15 protein-coding genes and 2 rRNA genes are annotated in these 18,613 nt (G+C 43.6%); 3 read left to right on the top strand and 14 right to left on the bottom strand.

Going from position 1 to position 18,613, the window contains the following annotated elements; translation table 11 throughout:
- Nucleotides 1-6 precede the first annotated feature (6 nt).
- From AOG26_RS19955 to gspC, 12 genes are all read right to left on the bottom strand, one after another.
- Entirely contained in the window at nucleotides 7-765 is a 759-nt protein-coding gene (locus AOG26_RS19955; RefSeq protein ID WP_054564059.1) for a type II secretion system protein N, read from the bottom strand.
- 3 nt (nucleotides 766-768) lie between these two features.
- The gene (gene gspM, locus AOG26_RS19950) at nucleotides 769-1,242 is read right to left on the bottom strand and encodes a type II secretion system protein GspM (protein WP_054564058.1); all 474 of its coding nucleotides are present in this window, start codon (nucleotides 1,240-1,242) and stop codon (nucleotides 769-771) included.
- Nucleotides 1,239-2,450 carry a type II secretion system protein GspL gene (gene gspL / locus AOG26_RS19945; protein ID WP_054564057.1) on the bottom strand — a complete coding sequence of 404 codons (1,212 nt, stop codon included), beginning with the start codon at nucleotides 2,448-2,450 and terminating at the stop codon, nucleotides 1,239-1,241. The genes gspM and gspL overlap by 4 nt, the downstream gene beginning before the upstream one ends.
- Nucleotides 2,447-3,442 (bottom strand): type II secretion system minor pseudopilin GspK, encoded by a 996-nt coding sequence (gene gspK / locus AOG26_RS19940; RefSeq protein ID WP_054564056.1) that lies wholly within the window; start codon nucleotides 3,440-3,442, stop codon nucleotides 2,447-2,449. The genes gspL and gspK overlap by 4 nt, the downstream gene beginning before the upstream one ends.
- Nucleotides 3,443-3,444: 2 nt before the next feature.
- Nucleotides 3,445-4,092 (bottom strand): type II secretion system minor pseudopilin GspJ, encoded by a 648-nt coding sequence (gene gspJ, locus AOG26_RS19935; protein WP_054564055.1) that lies wholly within the window; start codon nucleotides 4,090-4,092, stop codon nucleotides 3,445-3,447.
- Nucleotides 4,092-4,466 carry a type II secretion system minor pseudopilin GspI gene (gene gspI / locus AOG26_RS19930; RefSeq protein WP_054564054.1) on the bottom strand — a complete coding sequence of 125 codons (375 nt, stop codon included), beginning with the start codon at nucleotides 4,464-4,466 and terminating at the stop codon, nucleotides 4,092-4,094. Before gspI ends, gspJ begins: the two co-directional genes overlap by 1 nt.
- A complete protein-coding gene (locus tag AOG26_RS19925; RefSeq protein WP_054564053.1) occupies nucleotides 4,466-5,065 on the bottom strand; it encodes a prepilin-type N-terminal cleavage/methylation domain-containing protein in 600 nt (199 codons plus the stop codon). The genes gspI and AOG26_RS19925 overlap by 1 nt, the downstream gene beginning before the upstream one ends.
- A gap of 55 nt (nucleotides 5,066-5,120) precedes the next feature.
- Complete coding sequence (gspG, locus tag AOG26_RS19920) at nucleotides 5,121-5,540, bottom strand: type II secretion system major pseudopilin GspG (protein WP_054564052.1); 420 nt, start codon at nucleotides 5,538-5,540, stop codon at nucleotides 5,121-5,123.
- Nucleotides 5,541-5,618: 78 nt separating this feature from the next.
- A complete protein-coding gene (gspF, locus tag AOG26_RS19915; RefSeq protein ID WP_054564051.1) occupies nucleotides 5,619-6,854 on the bottom strand; it encodes a type II secretion system inner membrane protein GspF in 1,236 nt (411 codons plus the stop codon).
- A gap of 2 nt (nucleotides 6,855-6,856) precedes the next feature.
- Nucleotides 6,857-8,422 carry a type II secretion system ATPase GspE gene (gene gspE / locus AOG26_RS19910; protein WP_054564050.1) on the bottom strand — a complete coding sequence of 522 codons (1,566 nt, stop codon included), beginning with the start codon at nucleotides 8,420-8,422 and terminating at the stop codon, nucleotides 6,857-6,859.
- The gene (gspD, locus tag AOG26_RS19905; protein WP_054564049.1) at nucleotides 8,415-10,478 is read right to left on the bottom strand and encodes a type II secretion system secretin GspD; all 2,064 of its coding nucleotides are present in this window, start codon (nucleotides 10,476-10,478) and stop codon (nucleotides 8,415-8,417) included. The genes gspE and gspD overlap by 8 nt, the downstream gene beginning before the upstream one ends.
- A gap of 22 nt (nucleotides 10,479-10,500) precedes the next feature.
- Nucleotides 10,501-11,442 (bottom strand): type II secretion system protein GspC, encoded by a 942-nt coding sequence (gene gspC / locus AOG26_RS19900; protein ID WP_054564048.1) that lies wholly within the window; start codon nucleotides 11,440-11,442, stop codon nucleotides 10,501-10,503.
- 206 nt (nucleotides 11,443-11,648) lie between these two features.
- Here gspC and hslR point away from each other — a divergent pair, with 206 nt between their 5' ends.
- The 3 genes from hslR (at nucleotide 11,649) to AOG26_RS19885 (ending at nucleotide 14,745) form a co-directional block, all read left to right on the top strand.
- On the top strand, nucleotides 11,649-12,071 hold the full coding sequence (gene hslR / locus AOG26_RS19895; protein WP_370316790.1) for a ribosome-associated heat shock protein Hsp15: 423 nt from the start codon (nucleotides 11,649-11,651) through the stop codon (nucleotides 12,069-12,071).
- 12 nt (nucleotides 12,072-12,083) lie between these two features.
- Entirely contained in the window at nucleotides 12,084-12,929 is an 846-nt protein-coding gene (hslO, locus tag AOG26_RS19890) for an Hsp33 family molecular chaperone HslO (protein ID WP_054564046.1), read from the top strand.
- Between the two features lie 277 nt (nucleotides 12,930-13,206).
- Nucleotides 13,207-14,745 carry a phosphoenolpyruvate carboxykinase gene (locus tag AOG26_RS19885; RefSeq protein WP_054564045.1) on the top strand — a complete coding sequence of 513 codons (1,539 nt, stop codon included), beginning with the start codon at nucleotides 13,207-13,209 and terminating at the stop codon, nucleotides 14,743-14,745.
- A 1,017-nt stretch (nucleotides 14,746-15,762) separates the two neighbouring features.
- Here the strand turns inward: AOG26_RS19885 and rrf are convergent.
- Nucleotides 15,763-15,877, bottom strand: a 5S ribosomal RNA gene (gene rrf / locus AOG26_RS19880).
- A gap of 27 nt (nucleotides 15,878-15,904) precedes the next feature.
- A 23S ribosomal RNA gene (locus AOG26_RS19875) occupies nucleotides 15,905-18,613 on the bottom strand; the annotation flags it as partial.

Below are 18,613 nucleotides of genomic sequence, written 5' to 3'. Positions count from 1 at the left end.
TCCAATTTAAAAGTTAAGCGGATAACGGCCTTCGTTATCAGGACGACCAAGAAACTTAGCTGCATCATGCACTTCTTTTGGTAAGCTTGCTTCAGGTTTAATATAACCAGCTACTTTAAAGTCTAGATTCGCTTTTAGGACTGCATCAGCTTCAAGCCCTAAACGGTTTTCTGGGTCAACAAGCACAGCTACATCACCGGATTTACAGCTTAAACGACCGCTCAGAGGACCAATGCTAAACCAGTTGTTCATTCCTTTCACATCAATGTTCGGGCTCGCGATTTCGCCGCTTAGGCTTTCACAGTAAGGCTCGCCTGAGCTGTACTCATCTAAATCTACAATCACACGACCTTGCGCACTAACCGGCAAAGGAAGTTGTAAACGCTCCATAGCACGCTCAACCGTTAAGCGTAACATCGTCTTTTTCACAGTGATAGCTTGGTTAAAGAGACCATATGAAAAATCACCATGGCCTGAAATATCCGCTTTATCACGAGGATCCCCAAAGCGTACCGTACCCACTAATTTACCTGTGAACAGTGACCAGCCCGATAACTGCCAACGCACATTATTTAATTGCTCACCATCAAAACGTACCTGCATAATGCGACCGTCCCATAGCGTGCCACTGGCTTTACCTAATTGTAATTGCTTTGGTAAATGTGGCTTGGCTAAATCAAGTGCAACGGCAGCGGGTGTTTTTACCAGCGTAAACACCAAAAAACACATCACAAACACTGTGATTAATAAAATAACTCTTTTCATCGTTTACTTCTCTAGTACCAAACGACTTACACGCACAAAGCCTGATTTGTCATCTTTACTTAAATCTAAATTCTCAACTAGCACGCCATGTGAATTAACCAGTTCATCTAACCATTCAACAAGGTTATTAAACTCAACAGAGTCAATGGTTAAACGAAGTGAATTGTCATTTGGCTGCATTTTGCTAATGATAATTTGATAACGATTGCGGGTGCTATTAACGATTTGGCTTAAGCTACGGCTGCTCGTATTACGCGCGTTACCACTCGCTTTAAGTTTAACAATACTTTCATCAACCCACGCTAGCAGCTCTTGCTGTTTTATTGTGTCTTGCTCTGCTTTTTCGATAGCAGCGTTAAGTGGACGAAAGACCCCCATAACCAGCACAAAAATAACAAACACACCACCTGCAACCATTACAAGTTGCTGCTCTTGTTCTTTTAACGAGCGCCAATAATTGATTATTTGGTTTTTCATGCCGCACCTCGTAACTTAATTTCACCAACGACAAAATCACCATCATTATTTAGAGAGCCTTGATCTACGGTTAAGCCACGCTGCTCTAAAATTGCTTTTACTTTACTAAATGACTGGAAATCTTTGCCGCGCGCACGAATACGTAATTCGTTACGACCTTGATCATAGCGAAGCGTTTCTGGTGTGAAATCTTTTACTTCACTAAAAATCGCAACCAGATCGTTAGTCAAATCTAAGAAGCCAGCTGTACTGCCACTTTCTATCAATGCAAGTTCGCTGCGAATTTGGCTACGAATAAGCTGAGGACGCACTTTTTTATTTGGAAAAGCACGCTGATAATTAGCAACCACTTCAGCTTTTGCGGCTTCAAGCTGGTTATTTAACTTATAAAGCTCAAGCGACTTAACACCTACACTGCAAACTAATGCAACACCTGCTGCAATAGCTGCTTTTTGCCAATAGCCCCACCAAATTGCTGATTTCTTCTTAAGCTGATAAACACCTTGGCGAAGGTTGAATTTCACCTCAGGTAACTGCTTAGCAAATAAGGCTAAAGGTAAATCGTATTGCTGCGTTTGAGCACTAAGGTTAACCGTATCAGGAAAAGCCGTTGCAGGGCTAAAGTGTGCAACATCAGGGTTACCTAATGCTGTTAAATAGCCAGCAAGCCAACTTGTCTCTACAGCGGCAATATGCCAGTTACCCTGCTTACATAGCCACTGACCATTAAGCTCAATAGCGCGTAACTGAGTGTTGTCATCGACATCAGGTAACAATAAAGCATCCGGCAGTATTTTATATACTTCGATGCCATGCTCATTGAACTCAGCCAGCCATTGCTCAAACCATTCACGATCGGTCATCGCGATGTTAATCGCGTGCTTCTCATCAATAAGTGTTGGCTCTGCAATCGCTATGAATAAGTCATCAACATCACAGGCTATTTCTTCTTCTAGCATGTAAGGAAGTGCTTGCTCTAACTTGCGGCTCCACTTGGTTGGCAATGCGACCGTTTTTAGTTGTACTTGATCACTTGGTAGTAGTACAACCACTTCCCGTGATTGTGCTCTCTCTGTTAGTTCACCAAGTTGTGTTGCATTGGCAATTTCGCCGCTAGCAATTATTTCTAGTTCTGTTGGTGAGTAAATTAGCCAGTTAAGGCTGTCTTTTAATGTTTGACCCGTACGGATCAACAATATCTCTGTCACTGTACGCCTCCAAATTTTCGCGCCAGTATCGTTACTGTACCATTAGTGGCATGGAGTAAGGTGGTCATCGAAAAACGCAGTTCTGCAAATTCAGCCTGCGTTTGTAGTTTAAAATATTCACTGTTGATACTGAATAGGTCTTCAACGGCTTTCACATTTTGTGCGCCTTGTTGGTTAACCTCTTCAAAAAATGCTTCTAAATCATCATAACCATCTTGAGGACGTGATGATAATACCGCTTCAGCGCCTGAAAGACTTAAGCCATCAATAAGCGAGCTTAATATAATGGCACTTTCTACAGGTAGTGTATTAACGTTGATTTCTAATAACTCACTACCTGGAATAACACACACAAATGGTAAAAGTTTCTCCATAACGAGTGGGTTAAAGCCTTTTACTAAACGAAGTTCTGAGGTCGAAGCAAAATAGCTATTTGCCGTCATATATGGGTATTGTCGAGATAAGTACTCATCTTCTTCTGCACCTGAGCGATAGGTAATACTATCAGCGTCTAACCAATCAAACACGCTATCGGCCATGGCTTCTTCAGACTCATCTGTTGGTAAGTCTTCAATATTTTCTAATAATGCCAACAATGCCTTATGTGCTGGGTTCGTTTTATTATTTGGATCCGTTTGTTGATCAGGCTTTACATGCAATGCATTTAAATTCAAACATGCTTGTAAGTCTGTAATTGTGCCACTTAAGGTACCATTATCAACAGGGTAAGGGACCCCACCCTGCTGCGCCCAGACCTGCTCTAAATGCGTTTTATCAGGATCATCTTTTTTAGTTTGTTTTAGTGCTTTAATTGCCAGCTCTTCAGCTGCAAAGGCATACCATTTAGCCTGTTGATGGTTTTGAATATTGCTGCTACGCTGCACTTGCACCATTAAATTAGCACTCATCTCAACGGCTAACATTGCAGCCAGCGCCACAATAAATAGCACAATAACAAGCGCAGCACCTTTAGAACGTTTAATAGTAGTCATAGCTAACCACCCGTTCCGTTATTATTACCATTATTTGCTTGGGCAGTGACTTTGCCTTCACCTGGCACTAAAAACACGCGACGAATGGGTTCTTGTTCTATTTTTTGAATTGTAACTGCCACCGCTTTTGGCAGTGCTTTAATTTGCCACTGTTCTTGCCATTCGTCTTTATCATCTAAAAATTCAAATTTAAGATCTTCAATATCTTCCAAAATAACTTGTGAACGCGGCTCCATGTTATCTAGTTGATCAACATACACCCGATACACTCGCTCAAGCTTGTCATCGATAACGCGATAACCAACCGCTTGCAGTTCAGAACGCGGCAGTAAGTTAATTGGGTTAACCCAACCATCACGAACAAAACCAATGCCATCGTATTGGCTATCAAGAACATAACGACCAGCTAACACATACGTGTCTTGAAAATCACCGGCTTCGTTTCGCACCTGACGTTTAGTCATTTGACTAAAATCTTGGTCCATCAAACGAAATAAGGTTTGAAAGCCATTTAACTCATCAATTGTCTCGTCTGAGGCTTCTTTTGCTTTGGTTGTCGAATCCAGTATTTGATGGGTCGATAACACCACAAAGGCTAAGATGCCCATGGCGACAATCACTTCAAGTAAGGTAAAACCGCGTTGCTTCACTACTTATCACCTTTATTCAAATAAGTAGAAAGCTCATAAACTGGGTATTCAAGCTTTTCATCGGCGAACACGTTAATGGTGACCTTTACAAAGGTTTTATCAGCAGTAGGAACCACGTCCTGACGCCAATACCATTCAAAACCAGCGAGCGTTTCAGTACCTTTAACGCCATTTTTGCCTGTCCATTTATCGCCTTTGGCGCGTTGCTCAACCATTACGTTCTCAGCAACCCAAGAAGCATAAGTTTGCTCTTCAATCGACGAAAGATGATTAATATGCTCACCGGTTGCCTGCATTGCGGCAATACCGGCCATTGCACAAATAGCCAGTGCAACCATCACTTCAAGTAAGGTAAAACCTGCTGACTTATTCATTATTCAGGCTCCATACGAAACTTTACCGGGGCCATAAATTCGCCTTCGATAAAATACTGAGGTTCACGCTCTTCTTTAAGCTCGTAAACCAATTGAAACGCACTGACTTCGCCAGAAGATAAAATAAGTACCTGCGGTATTTTGAGCTTTTGAAGCTCAAGTAGGCTGTCTTCGTCACCACCGCTCATTAATTCGCGCCAGTTTGACTGCTCTAGTAAGTTATCTTGTGCCCAGGCTAAATCATCAAGGTTAAGAGTGAGCTTAAAGCGCTCATCAACCTTAATTGGGGCAAACAATTTTTCACGGTCAAACGTAACCCACTTATCACCGTCAAAAACTAAAAATTCAAATGTATCTTGGTCAAGATGAAAACCCAGCTCAACCTGATTTAAAATCGCAAACTCTGACGCCATATTAATCGTAGTATGTAATCTGAGCGCTTGTTTTTCGAGTTCTTCTTCAGCACCACCATCAAAACTGTAGGCAACCATTTTGGTGACAAAACCAATCACCACGAGCACCATTAATATTTCGATGAGGCTAAACCCTTTCGCGTGCTTAGCACGGCCAGCCAAACGCAAACGACCAAGGCTTACCATAATAGTAAGCCTTGATGTGTATAAGCTTTGTTCAGTTGGCTGAATTTAGGCATTATTACTTTTCTTCATCCCAGTTACCGATGTCATCATCAGTACCTGCTTCACCGTCAGGACCCATTGAGAAGATATCAATTTTACCGACTTCTCCTGGGCTGATTAGCTGGTAAGGGTTACCCCATGGATCTTCTGGTAATTTCTCAAGGAAACCGCCATCAGGAAAACGTCTTGGAATTGGCTCAATACTTGTTTTATTTACTAGCGCTTCTAAGCCTTGCTCTGTGGTTGGATACGCTTTGTTTTTAAGCTTGTATAAGCTTAACGCATCTTCAATTTGTTGAATATCTAGGTGTGCTTTATCGATTGCAGCTTCTTCTTGCTGACCCATGATATTTGGCGCCACAATTGACATGATCATACCGATGATAACCAGTACTACCATGACTTCTAGTAATGAGAAACCTGACTGTTTGTTCACAAAAATACCTCTAACTTTCTTCAAAAATTTATTATAGAGCGGCAGTGTTAGCTGCTAATTGCTCTAGTGTTCCCTAATTTAAAGACCTACAGCCTTATTCATTGCCATAATCGGCTGTAGTATTGCCATAACAATAAACAATACAATTACCGCCATTGAAGCAATCATCGCGGGCTCTAATAGTTTCAGAGACACGTTTACCATGCTCTCAAACTCACGATCTTGGTTATTTGCAGCACGCTCAAGCATTTGCTCAAGTTCACCTGATTTTTCACCACTGGCTATCATGTGCAGCATCATAGGTGGGAAAAGTTTGGTTTGCTGAAGTGAAGCACGAAGACTCGCCCCTTCACTCACACGTGTTGCAGCATCTTGCACTGACTTTTTCATTTTTTCGTTAGCCAGTACACCACCTGAGATACGCATCCCTTCAAGTAGCGGCACTGAGCTTGACGATAAAATACTTAAAGTTCGAGCAAAACGCGCCGTATTAACACCGCGTGCTACCTTACCAATGCCCGGTAAATACAGCACTTTTTCGTCATACCAGTAACGAATATGCGGCTGCTTAAGCGCTTGCTTAATGGCCACAGCTAACACGGTTATAATGACTAAACTAATAAACCAGTAGTTTTGCACAAAATTACTGGCGGCCATTACCCATTCGGTAGTCCAGGGTAATACTTGTTTTGATTTTTCGAAGGTCTTCAGGATTTTTGGTACCACAGTACCTAACAATACAGAGACAATCGCAATAGCAAATACCACCAGAATAGTTGGATAAACCATCGCCTGTGTGATTTGACTGCGCATATGCTGACGTTGTTCCGTGTAATCAGCTAAACGATTTAAAACTTGGTCTAGGTGACCTGATTTTTCACCGGCTGCCACCATGGCACGATACAAATCATCAAATACATGCGGAAATTCACTCATGCCATCTGCTAAGGTATAACCTTCAACAACCTTTGAGCGCACAGCCATAAGCATTCGCTTTAAACGCGGCTTTTCACACTGCTCAGCCACCGCCATGACAGCCCCTTCAACAGGTAATGCTGACTGGATTAAAGTTGCGAGCTGGCGAGTGATTAATGCTAAATCTGAAGTCGAAATTTTTGGTTTAAAGAAGCTACCAAATAGAGAGCCCTTTGCCCCAGTCGCTTGCTTTTCACCTTCTGCAGCAGCAACGACTTCTAAAGGCATTAAACCTTGATCGCGCAAGGTTTGGCGGATTTGCTTTACCGTATCAGCTTCAAGAATGCCTTTTTTCTCTTTACCTCTGCCATCGAGGGCACGGTATTCAAATGCTGCCATGATTAACCTTCCTCACGTGTTACACGCAGGACTTCTTCTAAGGTAGTGCGACCTGCAAGTACGCGATTACAGCCATCTTGGCGAATACTTGGGCTATGTTTGCGAATGTATTTTTCAACACTTTGTTCGCCTTTACCGCTGTGGATCATTTCGCGAATTGTTTCATCAACAACCAGCAATTCATGAATACCAGTACGACCGCGATAACCATTAAAGTTACACTCTTCACAACCAACTGCACGATAAATTGTTGGCGGCTCAGCAGGATTAACACCTAATAACTGGCACTCGCGCTCATCAGCAATGTGACCTTCTTTACAGCTATTACATAAAGTACGTACAAGACGTTGTGACAATACACCGAGTAACGATGATGACAGTAAGAAAGGCTCCACGCCCATGTCTTCCATACGCGTGATAGCACCAGCAGCTGTATTAGTATGCAGTGTTGACATAACCAAGTGACCGGTTAATGACGCTTGCACACCAATTTGTGCCGTTTCAAGGTCACGGATCTCACCAACCATTACTACATCAGGATCTTGACGAAGGATGGCACGTAAGCCTCGGGCAAAGGTCATATCTACCTTGGTATTAACCTGAGTTTGACCAATACCTGGGATCTCGTACTCGATTGGATCTTCAACAGTAAGAATATTGCGGTCTCGTGAGTTGATTTGGCTCATCCCCGCATACAAGGTGGTACTTTTACCAGAACCCGTAGGACCGGTTACTAAGATAATACCGTGCGGCTTACTGATTAAATCAGCAAACAATTCACGGTTACGCTCAGTCATACCTAAATCTTCTAGGTTTAGGCGGGCGTTGTTTTTATCAAGTAGACGCAATACAACACGCTCACCAAAACTTGATGGCATTGTCGATACACGCACATCAACAGCACGACCAGCAATACGTAAACTAATACGACCATCTTGCGGAATACGTTTTTCAGCAATATCTAGCTTTGCCATAACCTTAATACGCGACACCAGCAGTGAAGCGAGTTTACGGTTCGGCTTTAACACTTCTTTTAATACACCATCAACCCTAAAGCGAATTACCAGCTCTTGCTCAAAGGTTTCGATATGAATATCTGAAGCACCTTCTTTGATTGCTTCGCTGAGCATTGCGTTGATCAGTTTGATGATTGGTGCATCGTCATCACCAGCTAGTAGATCTTCAGTTTGCGGTAATTCATCTGCAAGCGAGAATAAATCAACCTCGTTACCGATATCTTCCATCATTTGCTGTGTTTCAGAACTATCACGCTGATAAGAAGCCTCAAGCAACAGCTCAAATTTGTCATCAGGTAATTGTTCTAGCGAAAAACCATGACCCGCAATACGGCGTACTTCAAGTAAAGCATCAACATCTAACTCACCGCGGTAATACACAGTCCAGTTATCCTGATCTTTACTCAATAATACGCCTGTACGACGCGCGTACGAGAATGGCAAACGCTTGGTTGGCAAACTAACAAGATCATCACTTGTTAGCAGCTCATCATGACTTGCCGGCGCTTCTGACGCTAACTCATCATTGATTTCTGTAATTGCATTAGTCATCGTTGCGCTCATTCGCGTTTTGTTGTTTTAGGTACTCTTCGTACGTTGGCGGTAATATCAAAGCATCATTCCATTCAGGAAGAATTGGTGCATCCGTCAACGGCATTAAATCAATACCATCTTCTTTTTGTTTGTGTTGTTCGCCACGAATAAAGTTATATTTCGAGTGGCTCAATTTATTCATGCTGATGCCATCGCGAACAATCGTAGGACGAATAAATACAATTAGGTTACGCTTACGCTTACTCGTGCTGGTTGAGCGGAATAAATGACCAAGTACCGGAATATCACCTAATAATGGTACTTTAGAGACACTTTCTTGCACGTCTTCATCAATCAAGCCACCAAGTACAACCATGCCGCCATCATCAGCCATAACCGTGGTTTTAATAGCACGTTTGTTTACTGAAATATCAACCGCAGTCGCACCACTTACACTTGAAACCTCTTGCTCAATAGTTAATTGAACTGCTGAGCCATCATTGATCTGTGGTGTTACTTTCAGTTTCACACCCACTTCTTGACGTTCAACTGTTTGGAATGGGTTAGCGTTATTTGAGCCTGTTTGTGAACCTGTGATAATAGGTACTTCTTGACCAACAATCATTGACGCTTCTTCGTTATCCATGGTCGTTACAGACGGCGTAGCAAGAATATTAGAGTTAGTGTCCGTTGAAACAGCTTGGATAATTGCACCCCAGTCATTTTTAACAATACCCATTGCTAGACCATTAATACCACCAAGTAGTGAAGCAAGTGCTGTTAAGTCACCTTCTTGTGTTTCAGAGGTACTTGTCACAGTGCCAGTTTCAGTGCCAACAACCGTGCCTTCAATCGTTTTATCACGCGCCTGTTCAGCAGCAACAGCTAACGAACCAACAGGTACTGTGGTGCCGTTGTTGAACTGCATCATCCCGCCTTGCTCTGAAATCCACTGTAAGCCTAAGTTGATACCATCGGCTTCTAACACCTCAACGATAATAGCTTCAACTAAAACCTGAGCACGACGAACATCAAGACGTTCAATAACTTGCTCAAGCGAACGCATGGTGTCAGGCTGTGCAGTGATTACGAGTGAGTTTGAATCTGGGTGTGCTTCAATGCTTGTTTCGTTTTGATTACGTGAGCGAGTTTTTGTTGCACCGCCTTGCGCATCTTCTGCTAATGTCTTGCTTACGCCCTGCAATACTTTTACAAGGTCTTCTGCTTTGGCGTAATTAAGATAGATAACCTTAGTATTACCTTGGTTTTCTAGCTCACCATCTAAACGGCTAATCAATTCAACAGCACGTGTACGCGCTTGTGCTTCACCACTGACAATCACACTGTTAGTACGACCATCAGCAACAACTTTAGGGATTAAAAACTCAGGAACACTCCCTTTGCCACCATCTTTGTAAATATTCTCAACAACAGACACTACATCGTCAGCGGTAGCAAATTTAAGTTTGACGATATCAACACGCTTATCACCGGCTTGGTCAACCGAACGAATGATTTCAACTAAACGGTTAACTGACGCGGCATGACCGGTCAACATCATCACGTTTGCTGCATTGAAGTTAGCAACGTGGCCGCCATCTTTTTGATCACTAAATTGACGAACTAGAGGGCCAAGCTCTTGTACGCTTACATTTTTAACACGTACAACACGTGTCACCATCATATCGCCACTGGCTTGGTTATCTTCAGTGATCAGCGGTACGTTCGACTTTTTAGCGTCAGAACTTTTTTCAATTTTGATAATACCGTTATCCATCTCTACAGCTGAATAACCATAAACCTCAAGTACATTTAAAAAGAACTGGTAATAAAGCTTCTCGTCCATTAGCTCGTAACTGCGCACATTGACTTTGCCGCGCACATTCGGGTCAATAATGACGGTTTTATTTAGATTTTTACCAACGATATTAATAAATTCATTAATATCAGTGCCTTTAAAATTAGCCGCATACTCAACAGCAGATACTGAAAGCGATAATCCTGTTAATAAAAAAAGCGCTGCATATTTAGCTAACCCTTTTTTGATTTTTGTGAGGTGTAGCGCGTGAACCATTCTATAAAAACTCCAAAGCTAGTTATTGCAGGCTAAATTGCACATCAATTTGCTCACCATCGCGTTCGATAGTGATACTTGCGTCAGTACTATTTCGTAATTCGTTTATTGCTGACATTGCCTGTTTTAAATCATTTAATTGATAGCCATTAATCGCAATAGCTAAATCATTGTTCATTAATCCCATCTGCTTGAATAAAGCAGGATCTTTACCTGGGCTTAAGCGATAACCCACTAACTCGCCATCAACCATCGCTTGAGAGACGCGAATGTAGTCAAATAGTTTACCGGGATCGTCTAATACTTCTTCACGCGTTTCGATAAGAGCTTCTTTTACATCTTCATCTTCAGTCGCATTTATTTCATTATTTTCGACAAGCTGAGGGCCTGCGGTTAATTCTGACTCTTTGCGCTCCGCCAATACAGGCATAGAGACTTTTTTAGTAAAGTCGAGGCCATCCAGCATTAAAGTTTCAAAACGGCCGCTTACATCTAAAATTACTCGGTCAGGTAATACTTGAGCAAGCTTGGCACGAGTGCCTTTAATTGCATCATCGACAACATAGGTTTCTTGCTTGCCTTGAGATTCAATAATAGCAAGACCCGCTTGATCATTTTGGCTGACCGCAACAATACCAGTTAGGTTAATACTTAGACGTGTTTCAGGGGCGTTGTTAATGACTTGATTTTGTTTCGCGGCAGGTTTTTTAGTTTCGACAACAACTTTGCCGAATAGATTTTGTTCAATAATTTGGCGAGAGCTGACTGTCTCAACTCGTTTAGCCATGCTGTTAACACCGGTTACTGGCAGTGCTCTTGTATCGGGTTCTGGCCACACAAGCCAAAACAGCTTAGATGACAAAAAAGCAATGTAAACAACAACTAACAGCACTACAAATGCACTTAGCTTGGCATGAGGTAAGCCGTTTAAAAACTGTTTAACTTGTTGTAAGTGTTGATCCATAAACTCTATTTCTTATTTTAATTTACTGCTTGATAGCTGGCCTATAGTACCTTTTCATTTTTCATTCAACAAGCGCACGTATATTAAACTTTGTAAACAAGGTAATTTCGACAAACAGGGGCTGCAAGGAATAACTATGACTATTTCTTTGTGATTAAGTTTCATGGTAAATTTTGCCTACATATAAGCAGCTTTAAAAGAGCACAATTGTGTCAAAAGGTAACACTCAAAAGTCGCAAGACAAACAAGACGAATTAAGCGTGCGCCTTGATAAATGGTTATGGGCTGCCCGCTTTTATAAAACCCGCTCAATAGCACGAGACATGGTGCAAGGCGGCAAAGTACATTATAATGGACAACGTACCAAGCCCAGCAAAATTGTCGAAGTAGGTGCAGTGGTAAAACTGCTACAAGGGGTCGACGAAAAGGTTGTGACAATCGAAAAGATCCTTGAAAAACGTCAAGGTGCCCCCATTGCACAAACCTTATATCAAGAAACTCAAGCTAGTATTGAAAAACGCGAAGCAAATGCTATCGCCCGTAAGAACAACAGCTTCTTTGCTCCACATCCTGATCGTAAACCAGATAAGAAGCAAAGACGTGAACTGTTAAAAATGAAATCAAGTTAGGTAATGCAACTCATGCAACAAGATTTACTTCATCGTTATATATTTGATCAGCTCGATGTACGTGGCGAACTCGTACAAATTGAAAACACTTATCAAGAGATGATCGCAAACCATAATTACCCAGCACCTGTGCAAACCTTATTAGGTGAACTACTTGTTGCTACCTGCTTATTAACAGCTACTTTAAAGTTTGAAGGCGAAATTGCCGTTCAACTACAAGGCGACGGCCCTGTTAAATATGCGGTAATTAATGGTGACGATAAACAAAACATGCGAGGCATCGCACGTCTACAAGGTGAAGTAACCGGTAGCTCAATAAAAGACTTAATTGGTAATGGCTATATGGTTATTACAATTACGCCAACAAAAGGTGAGCGATACCAAGGTATTGTACCGTTAGAGCACGATAGCTTAGATAAATGCCTTGAAAACTATTTTGAGCAATCGGAACAGTTAAAAACACGTCTTTGGTTTGCGACTGAAGTAACAGCAGACACAGCCAAAGCTGCAGGCTTATTCTTGCAAGTATTACCTGTAAATAAAGACAAATCAGTTGAAGACTTCACTCACCTTGAAGCGATCAGTAACACGATTAAAGATGAAGAGTTACTAGGTTTAGATGCCAATACTGTGCTGACTCGACTTTACCATGAAGATAATCCTCAGTTATTCGAACCACAGTCTATTAGCTTCCGTTGTGGCTGTAGCAGAGACAAAACAATTGCTGCATTAGTAAATGTAGGTCAAGACGAATTACTTGCCGACGTGCAAGCAAATGGTGAAGTAAAAATTAGCTGTCATTATTGCTTAAAAGAATACATCTTTAACGAGCAAGATATTAAAGCCATATTTAATTAATATACCACAATAAATATTATTATATTAAAAGCCGCCATCAGTGCGGCTTTTTTATTAAAAAAAATATCAAAACTAATGATACCGGTGTCATGAAAAAGCGCCATTTTATGACACCGGTATCATTGAAATTATTCATGTTTTTTGCCAAATATATGCCTTTTTAAGCCCTTCAGACACTCGAATATCCCTAATCCTTCTGTTACTATTATTTTAGCAAAAGGGAAAACTAAGAACCCCAGAGCTATCCCGTTCAATCTCTCACAATTTAGGTATAAACATGACTGCAAACGCTACTAGTTTTGTTGATCTTACAGCAGCTGAACTTGTCGAACACGCTATTCGTCGTGGCGAAGGGACTCTAGCCGCTAATGGTGCTTTTGTTGCTAAAACCGGTGTACGCACTGGTCGCTCTCCAAAAGATCGTTTTATTGTTCAAGAGCCAAGCACTGAAAACGAAATCCAATGGGGCAACGTAAACCGCCCATTCGATGCAGACAAGTTTGATGCGTTATGGGCCCGTGTAGAAGAACACGTGAAAAGCAACGACCACTTCATCTCTCACCTAGAAGTTGGCGCTGATCCTGAGCACTATTTACCAGTTGTAGTTACAACAGAAACTGCATGGCATCATATTTTTGCCAAAAACATGTTTATCGAACCTCAAACATACAATACTGCTGACTTCCCTGAGTGGCAGGTAATGAATGTACCTTCATTTGTATGTGACCCAGAGCGTGATGGCACTAACAGTGACGGCACTGTAATCATTAACTTCGCACAACGTAAAGTACTACTAGCTGGTATGCGCTACGCAGGCGAAATGAAGAAATCAATGTTCTCTGTACAAAACTTCCTGCTTCCTGCAAAAGGTGTATTACCAATGCACTGCTCTGCAAACGTAGGTGAAGCAGGCGACACTGCGTTATTCTTCGGTCTATCTGGTACAGGTAAAACAACATTATCTGCAGATCCTACTCGTTTCCTTATTGGTGATGACGAGCACGGTTGGGCACCTGGTAGCGTATTTAATATCGAAGGTGGTTGTTACGCTAAATGTATCGACCTTTCACAAAAGAACGAACCAGTTATTTGGAATGCAATTCGCTTCGGTACAATCTTAGAAAACGTGGTACTTGACGAAAACCGTGTTCCAGATTTCCATGATACAAGCCTGACACAAAATAGCCGCGCAGCTTACCCGCTAGAGCACGTTGAAAAACGTAAAGTAGAAAACCGTGCTGGCGAGCCAAAAGCGGTTGTATTCCTAACATGTGACGTGAGCGGTGTATTACCACCAGTTTCAGTACTAACTGAAGAAGCTGCTGCATACCACTTCTTAAGCGGTTACACAGCAAAAGTAGGTTCAACTGAAATCGGTTCAACAAGCGACATCGAGTCTACATTCTCAACATGTTTCGGTGCTCCGTTCTTCCCACGTCCTGCAGGCGTTTATGCAGAGCTTCTAATGAAGCGTGTACGTGAATTCGGCGCTAAAGTATACCTAGTTAACACAGGTTGGACAGGTGGCCCTTACGGTACTGGTCAACGCTTCGATATCCCAACAACTCGTGCTGTAGTTGATGCAATCGTGTCAGGTAAACTGGCAGATGTTGAAACTCAACACATCGACGTACTTAACCTAGATGTACCAGTTTCAGTTCCTGGTGTAGACAGCCAACTTCTTAACCCAATCAACACATGGGAAGATAAAGAGAAGTACGCAGAATACGCGAACAAACTAGCTTCTGACTTCACTGAAAACTTCGCTAAATACGATGTTTCAGAAGCAATCAAATCAGCAGGTCCAAAAGTTTAATAACAAGCTTACCTTCAGATTAGAAAACGCCAGCTAAATGCTGGCGTTTTTGTTTTTGGGGTATAAGTTAGAAAGAGTAAAGTTAGAAAGAGTAAAGTTAGCGAGGGGAAAGTTTAGGGTCTGGCGTAGGTTGGGTAGAGCGGAGCGAAACCAAACAAATCACAGAGCTATCAGCTTTCAGCCGTCAGCTATCAGCCGCGCGGTGGAGGTGTTTGGTGCTGCGTCTTCCTCTGCCGGGGGCTCTAGGCTCTAGGCTCTAGGGAAATTGTACTTATAGGAATGGCTTTAGCCGTGAATGTGTTTGTTATGGTCTAGATTCGGCACTGAAGTGCCTCCTACGGGGTTTGTTGCTGAAGGAGACTCTGTACAGGACAACCCCACCGCTTAGCTGACATCTGAGATACGCATCACGTAGAAATGGCTTTAGCCATGAATGTGTTTGTAAAGGTCTGAATTCGGCACTGAAGTGCCTCCTACGCGGATTCTTGCTGAGGGTGACACAGTACTAAATAAACCCACCGCTCAACTGACGTCTGAGATACGCATCACGTAGGAATGGCTTTAGCCATGAATGTGTTTGTTATGGTCTAAATTCGGCACTGAAGTGCCTCCTACAGGGTTTGTTGCTGAAGGAGACTCTGTACAGGACAACCCCACTGCTTAGCTGACATCTGAGATACGCATCACGTAGGAATGGCTTTAGCCATGAATGTGTTTGTTATGGTCTAGATTCGGCACTGGAGTGCCTCCTACAGGGTTTGTTGCTGATGGTGACTCAACCTGATAGATCAACTGACATCTATTATCTGACGTCTAAGATACGCATCACGTAGGAATGGCTTTAGCCATGAATGTGTTTGTAAAGGTCTGAATTCGGCACTGAAGTGCCTCCTACGGGGGTTGTTGCTGAGGGTGGCTCTGCACTAAACAACCCCACAGTTCAACTGACGGCTGAAAGCTGACAGCTAAAACGCAAAAAAGCCCGACTCTTTCGAATCGGGCTTTCTCTTATTTGGAGCCTGGCGATGACCTACTTTCACATAGCAGCTGCTACACTATCATCGGCGCTGTTTCGTTTCACTACTGAGTTCGGCATGGGGTCAGGTGGGTCCAAAACGCTATTGTCACCAAGCAAAAGGCGTGGAAAGGATTCTCGACAAAGCGTAGCGCTTACGAGTCCTTTGCGCAAGGTGAACTGATTCACCACTTCCACATCCTGCCTATCAACGTTGTAGTCTTCAACGGCCCTTCAGAGACTTTAAAAGTCTAGTGAGAACTCATCTCGAGGCCTGCTTCGCGCTTAGATGCTTTCAGCGCTTATCAGTTCCGAACGTAGCTACCGGGCAGTGCCATTGGCATGACAACCCGAACACCAGCGGTTCGTTCACTCCGGTCCTCTCGTACTAGGAGCAACCCCTCTCAATTCTCAAACGCCCACGGCAGATAGGGACCGAACTGTCTCACGACGTTCTAAACCCAGCTCGCGTACCACTTTAAATGGCGAACAGCCATACCCTTGGGACCGACTTCAGCCCCAGGATGTGATGAGCCGACATCGAGGTGCCAAACACCGCCGTCGATATGAACTCTTGGGCGGTATCAGCCTGTTATCCCCGGAGTACCTTTTATCCGTTGAGCGATGGCCCTTCCATTCAGAACCACCGGATCACTATGACCTACTTTCGTACCTGCTCGACGTGTCTGTCTCGCAGTTAAGCTGGCTTCTACCATTACACTAACCGTACGATGTCCGACCGTACTTAGCCAACCTTCGTGCTCCTCCGTTACTCTTTGGGAGGAGACCGCCCCAGTCAAACTACCCACCAGGCACTGTCCGTAAYCCCGATWAGGGRCCAACGTTAGAACATCAACACTACAAGGGTGGTATTTCAAGGACGGCTCCACAAAAACTAGCGTTTCTGCTTCAAAGCCTCCCACCTATCCTACACATGTAGGGTCAATGTTCAGTGCCAAGCTGTAGTAAAGGTTCACGGGGTCTTTCCGTCTAGCCGCGGGTACACAGCATCTTCACTGCGATTTCAATTTCACTGAGTCTCGGGTGGAGACAGCGTGGCCATGGTTACACCATTCGTGCAGGTCGGAACTTACCCGACAAGGAATTTCGCTACCTTAGGACCGTTATAGTTACGGCCGCCGTTTACCGGGGCTTCGATCAAGAGCTTCGTCCGAAAACTAACCCCATCAATTAACCTTCCGGCACCGGGCAGGTGTCACACCGTATACGTCATCTTGCGATTTTGCACAGTGCTGTGTTTTTAATAAACAGTCCCAGCCACCTGGTCACTGCGGCTCCCGTCCGCTTAGAGAGCAAGTCTCATCACAGATAGGAGCGTACCTTCTCCCGAAGTTACGGTACAATTTTGCCTAGTTCCTTCACCCGAGTTCTCTCAAGCGCCTTAGTATTCTCTACCTGACCACCTGTGTCGGTTTGGGGTACGATTCGGTATAATCTGAAGCTTAGAGGCTTTTCCTGGAAGTATGGCATCAACAACTTCACACCCTTGGGTGCTCGTCTCGTGTCTCAGTCTTARSRRYCCGGATTTTCCTAAACTCTCAACCTACTCACTTTCACATGGACAACCAACGCCATGCTTGTTTAGCCTGCTCCGTCCCCCCATCGCAATTATACCAAGTACGGGAATATTAACCCGTTTCCCATCGACTACGCCTTTCGGCCTCGCCTTAGGGGTCGACTTACCCTACCCTGATTAACATGGGATAGGAACCCTTGGTCTTCCGGCGTGCGGGTTTTTCACCCGCATTATCGTTACTCATGTCAGCATTCGCACTTCTGATACCTCCAGCAWACCTCCCGGTWCACCTTCAACGGCTTACAGAACGCTCCCCTACCACTCAAAATAAATTTTGAATCCGCAGCTTCGGTGCATAGTTTAGCCCCGTTACATCTTCCGCGCAGACCGACTCGACCAGTGAGCTATTACGCTTTCTTTAAAGGATGGCTGCTTCTAAGCCAACCTCCTGGCTGTCTGGGCCTTTCCACATCGTTTCCCACTTAACTATGACTTTGGGACCTTAGCTGGCGGTCTGGGTTGTTTCCCTCTTCACGACGGACGTTAGCACCCGCCGTGTGTCTCCCGGATAGTACTTTACGGTATTCGGAGTTTGCAAAGGGTTGGTAAGTCGGGATGACCCCCTAGCCTTAACAGTGCTCTACCCCCGTAAGTATTCGTCCGAGGCTCTACCTAAATAGATTTCGGGGAGAACCAGCTATCTCCCGGTTTGATTAGCCTTTCACTCCTAGCCACAGGTCATCCCCTAACTTTTCAACGTTAGTGGGTTCGGTCCTCCAGTTGATGTTACTCAACCTTCAACCTGCCCATGGCTAGATCACCGGGTTTCGGGTCTATACCTTGCAACTAYRCGCCCAGTTAAGACTCGGTTTCCCTACGGCTACCCTAAWCGGTTAACCTCGCTACAAAATATAAGTCGCTGACCCATTATACAAAAGGTACGCAGTCACCCTCGAAGGGCTCCTACTGCTTGTACGTACACGGTTTCAGGTTCTATTTCACTCCCCTCACAGGGGTTCTTTTCGCCTTTCCCTCACGGTACTGGTTCACTATCGGTCAGTTGGGAGTATTTAGCCTTAGATGATGGTCCACCTATATTCAGTCAAAGTTTCACGTGCTCCGACCTACTCGATTTCACTTAAGATGCATTTTCGTGTACGGGACTATCACCCTGTATCGTCAAACTTTCCAGAATGTTCCACTAACACATAATAAGCTTAAGGGCTGGTCCGGTTTCGCTCGCCGCTACTTCCGGAATCTCGGTTGATTTCTGTTCCTACGGGTACTTAGATGTTTCAGTTCTCCGCGTTCGCCTC

This window comes from Pseudoalteromonas sp. UCD-33C (assembly GCF_001306895.1).
GTDB lineage: Bacteria > Pseudomonadota > Gammaproteobacteria > Enterobacterales > Alteromonadaceae > Pseudoalteromonas.
The sequence above is the reverse complement of the archived record's forward strand: the minus strand, read 5'-3'. Positions and strand labels throughout refer to the sequence as shown.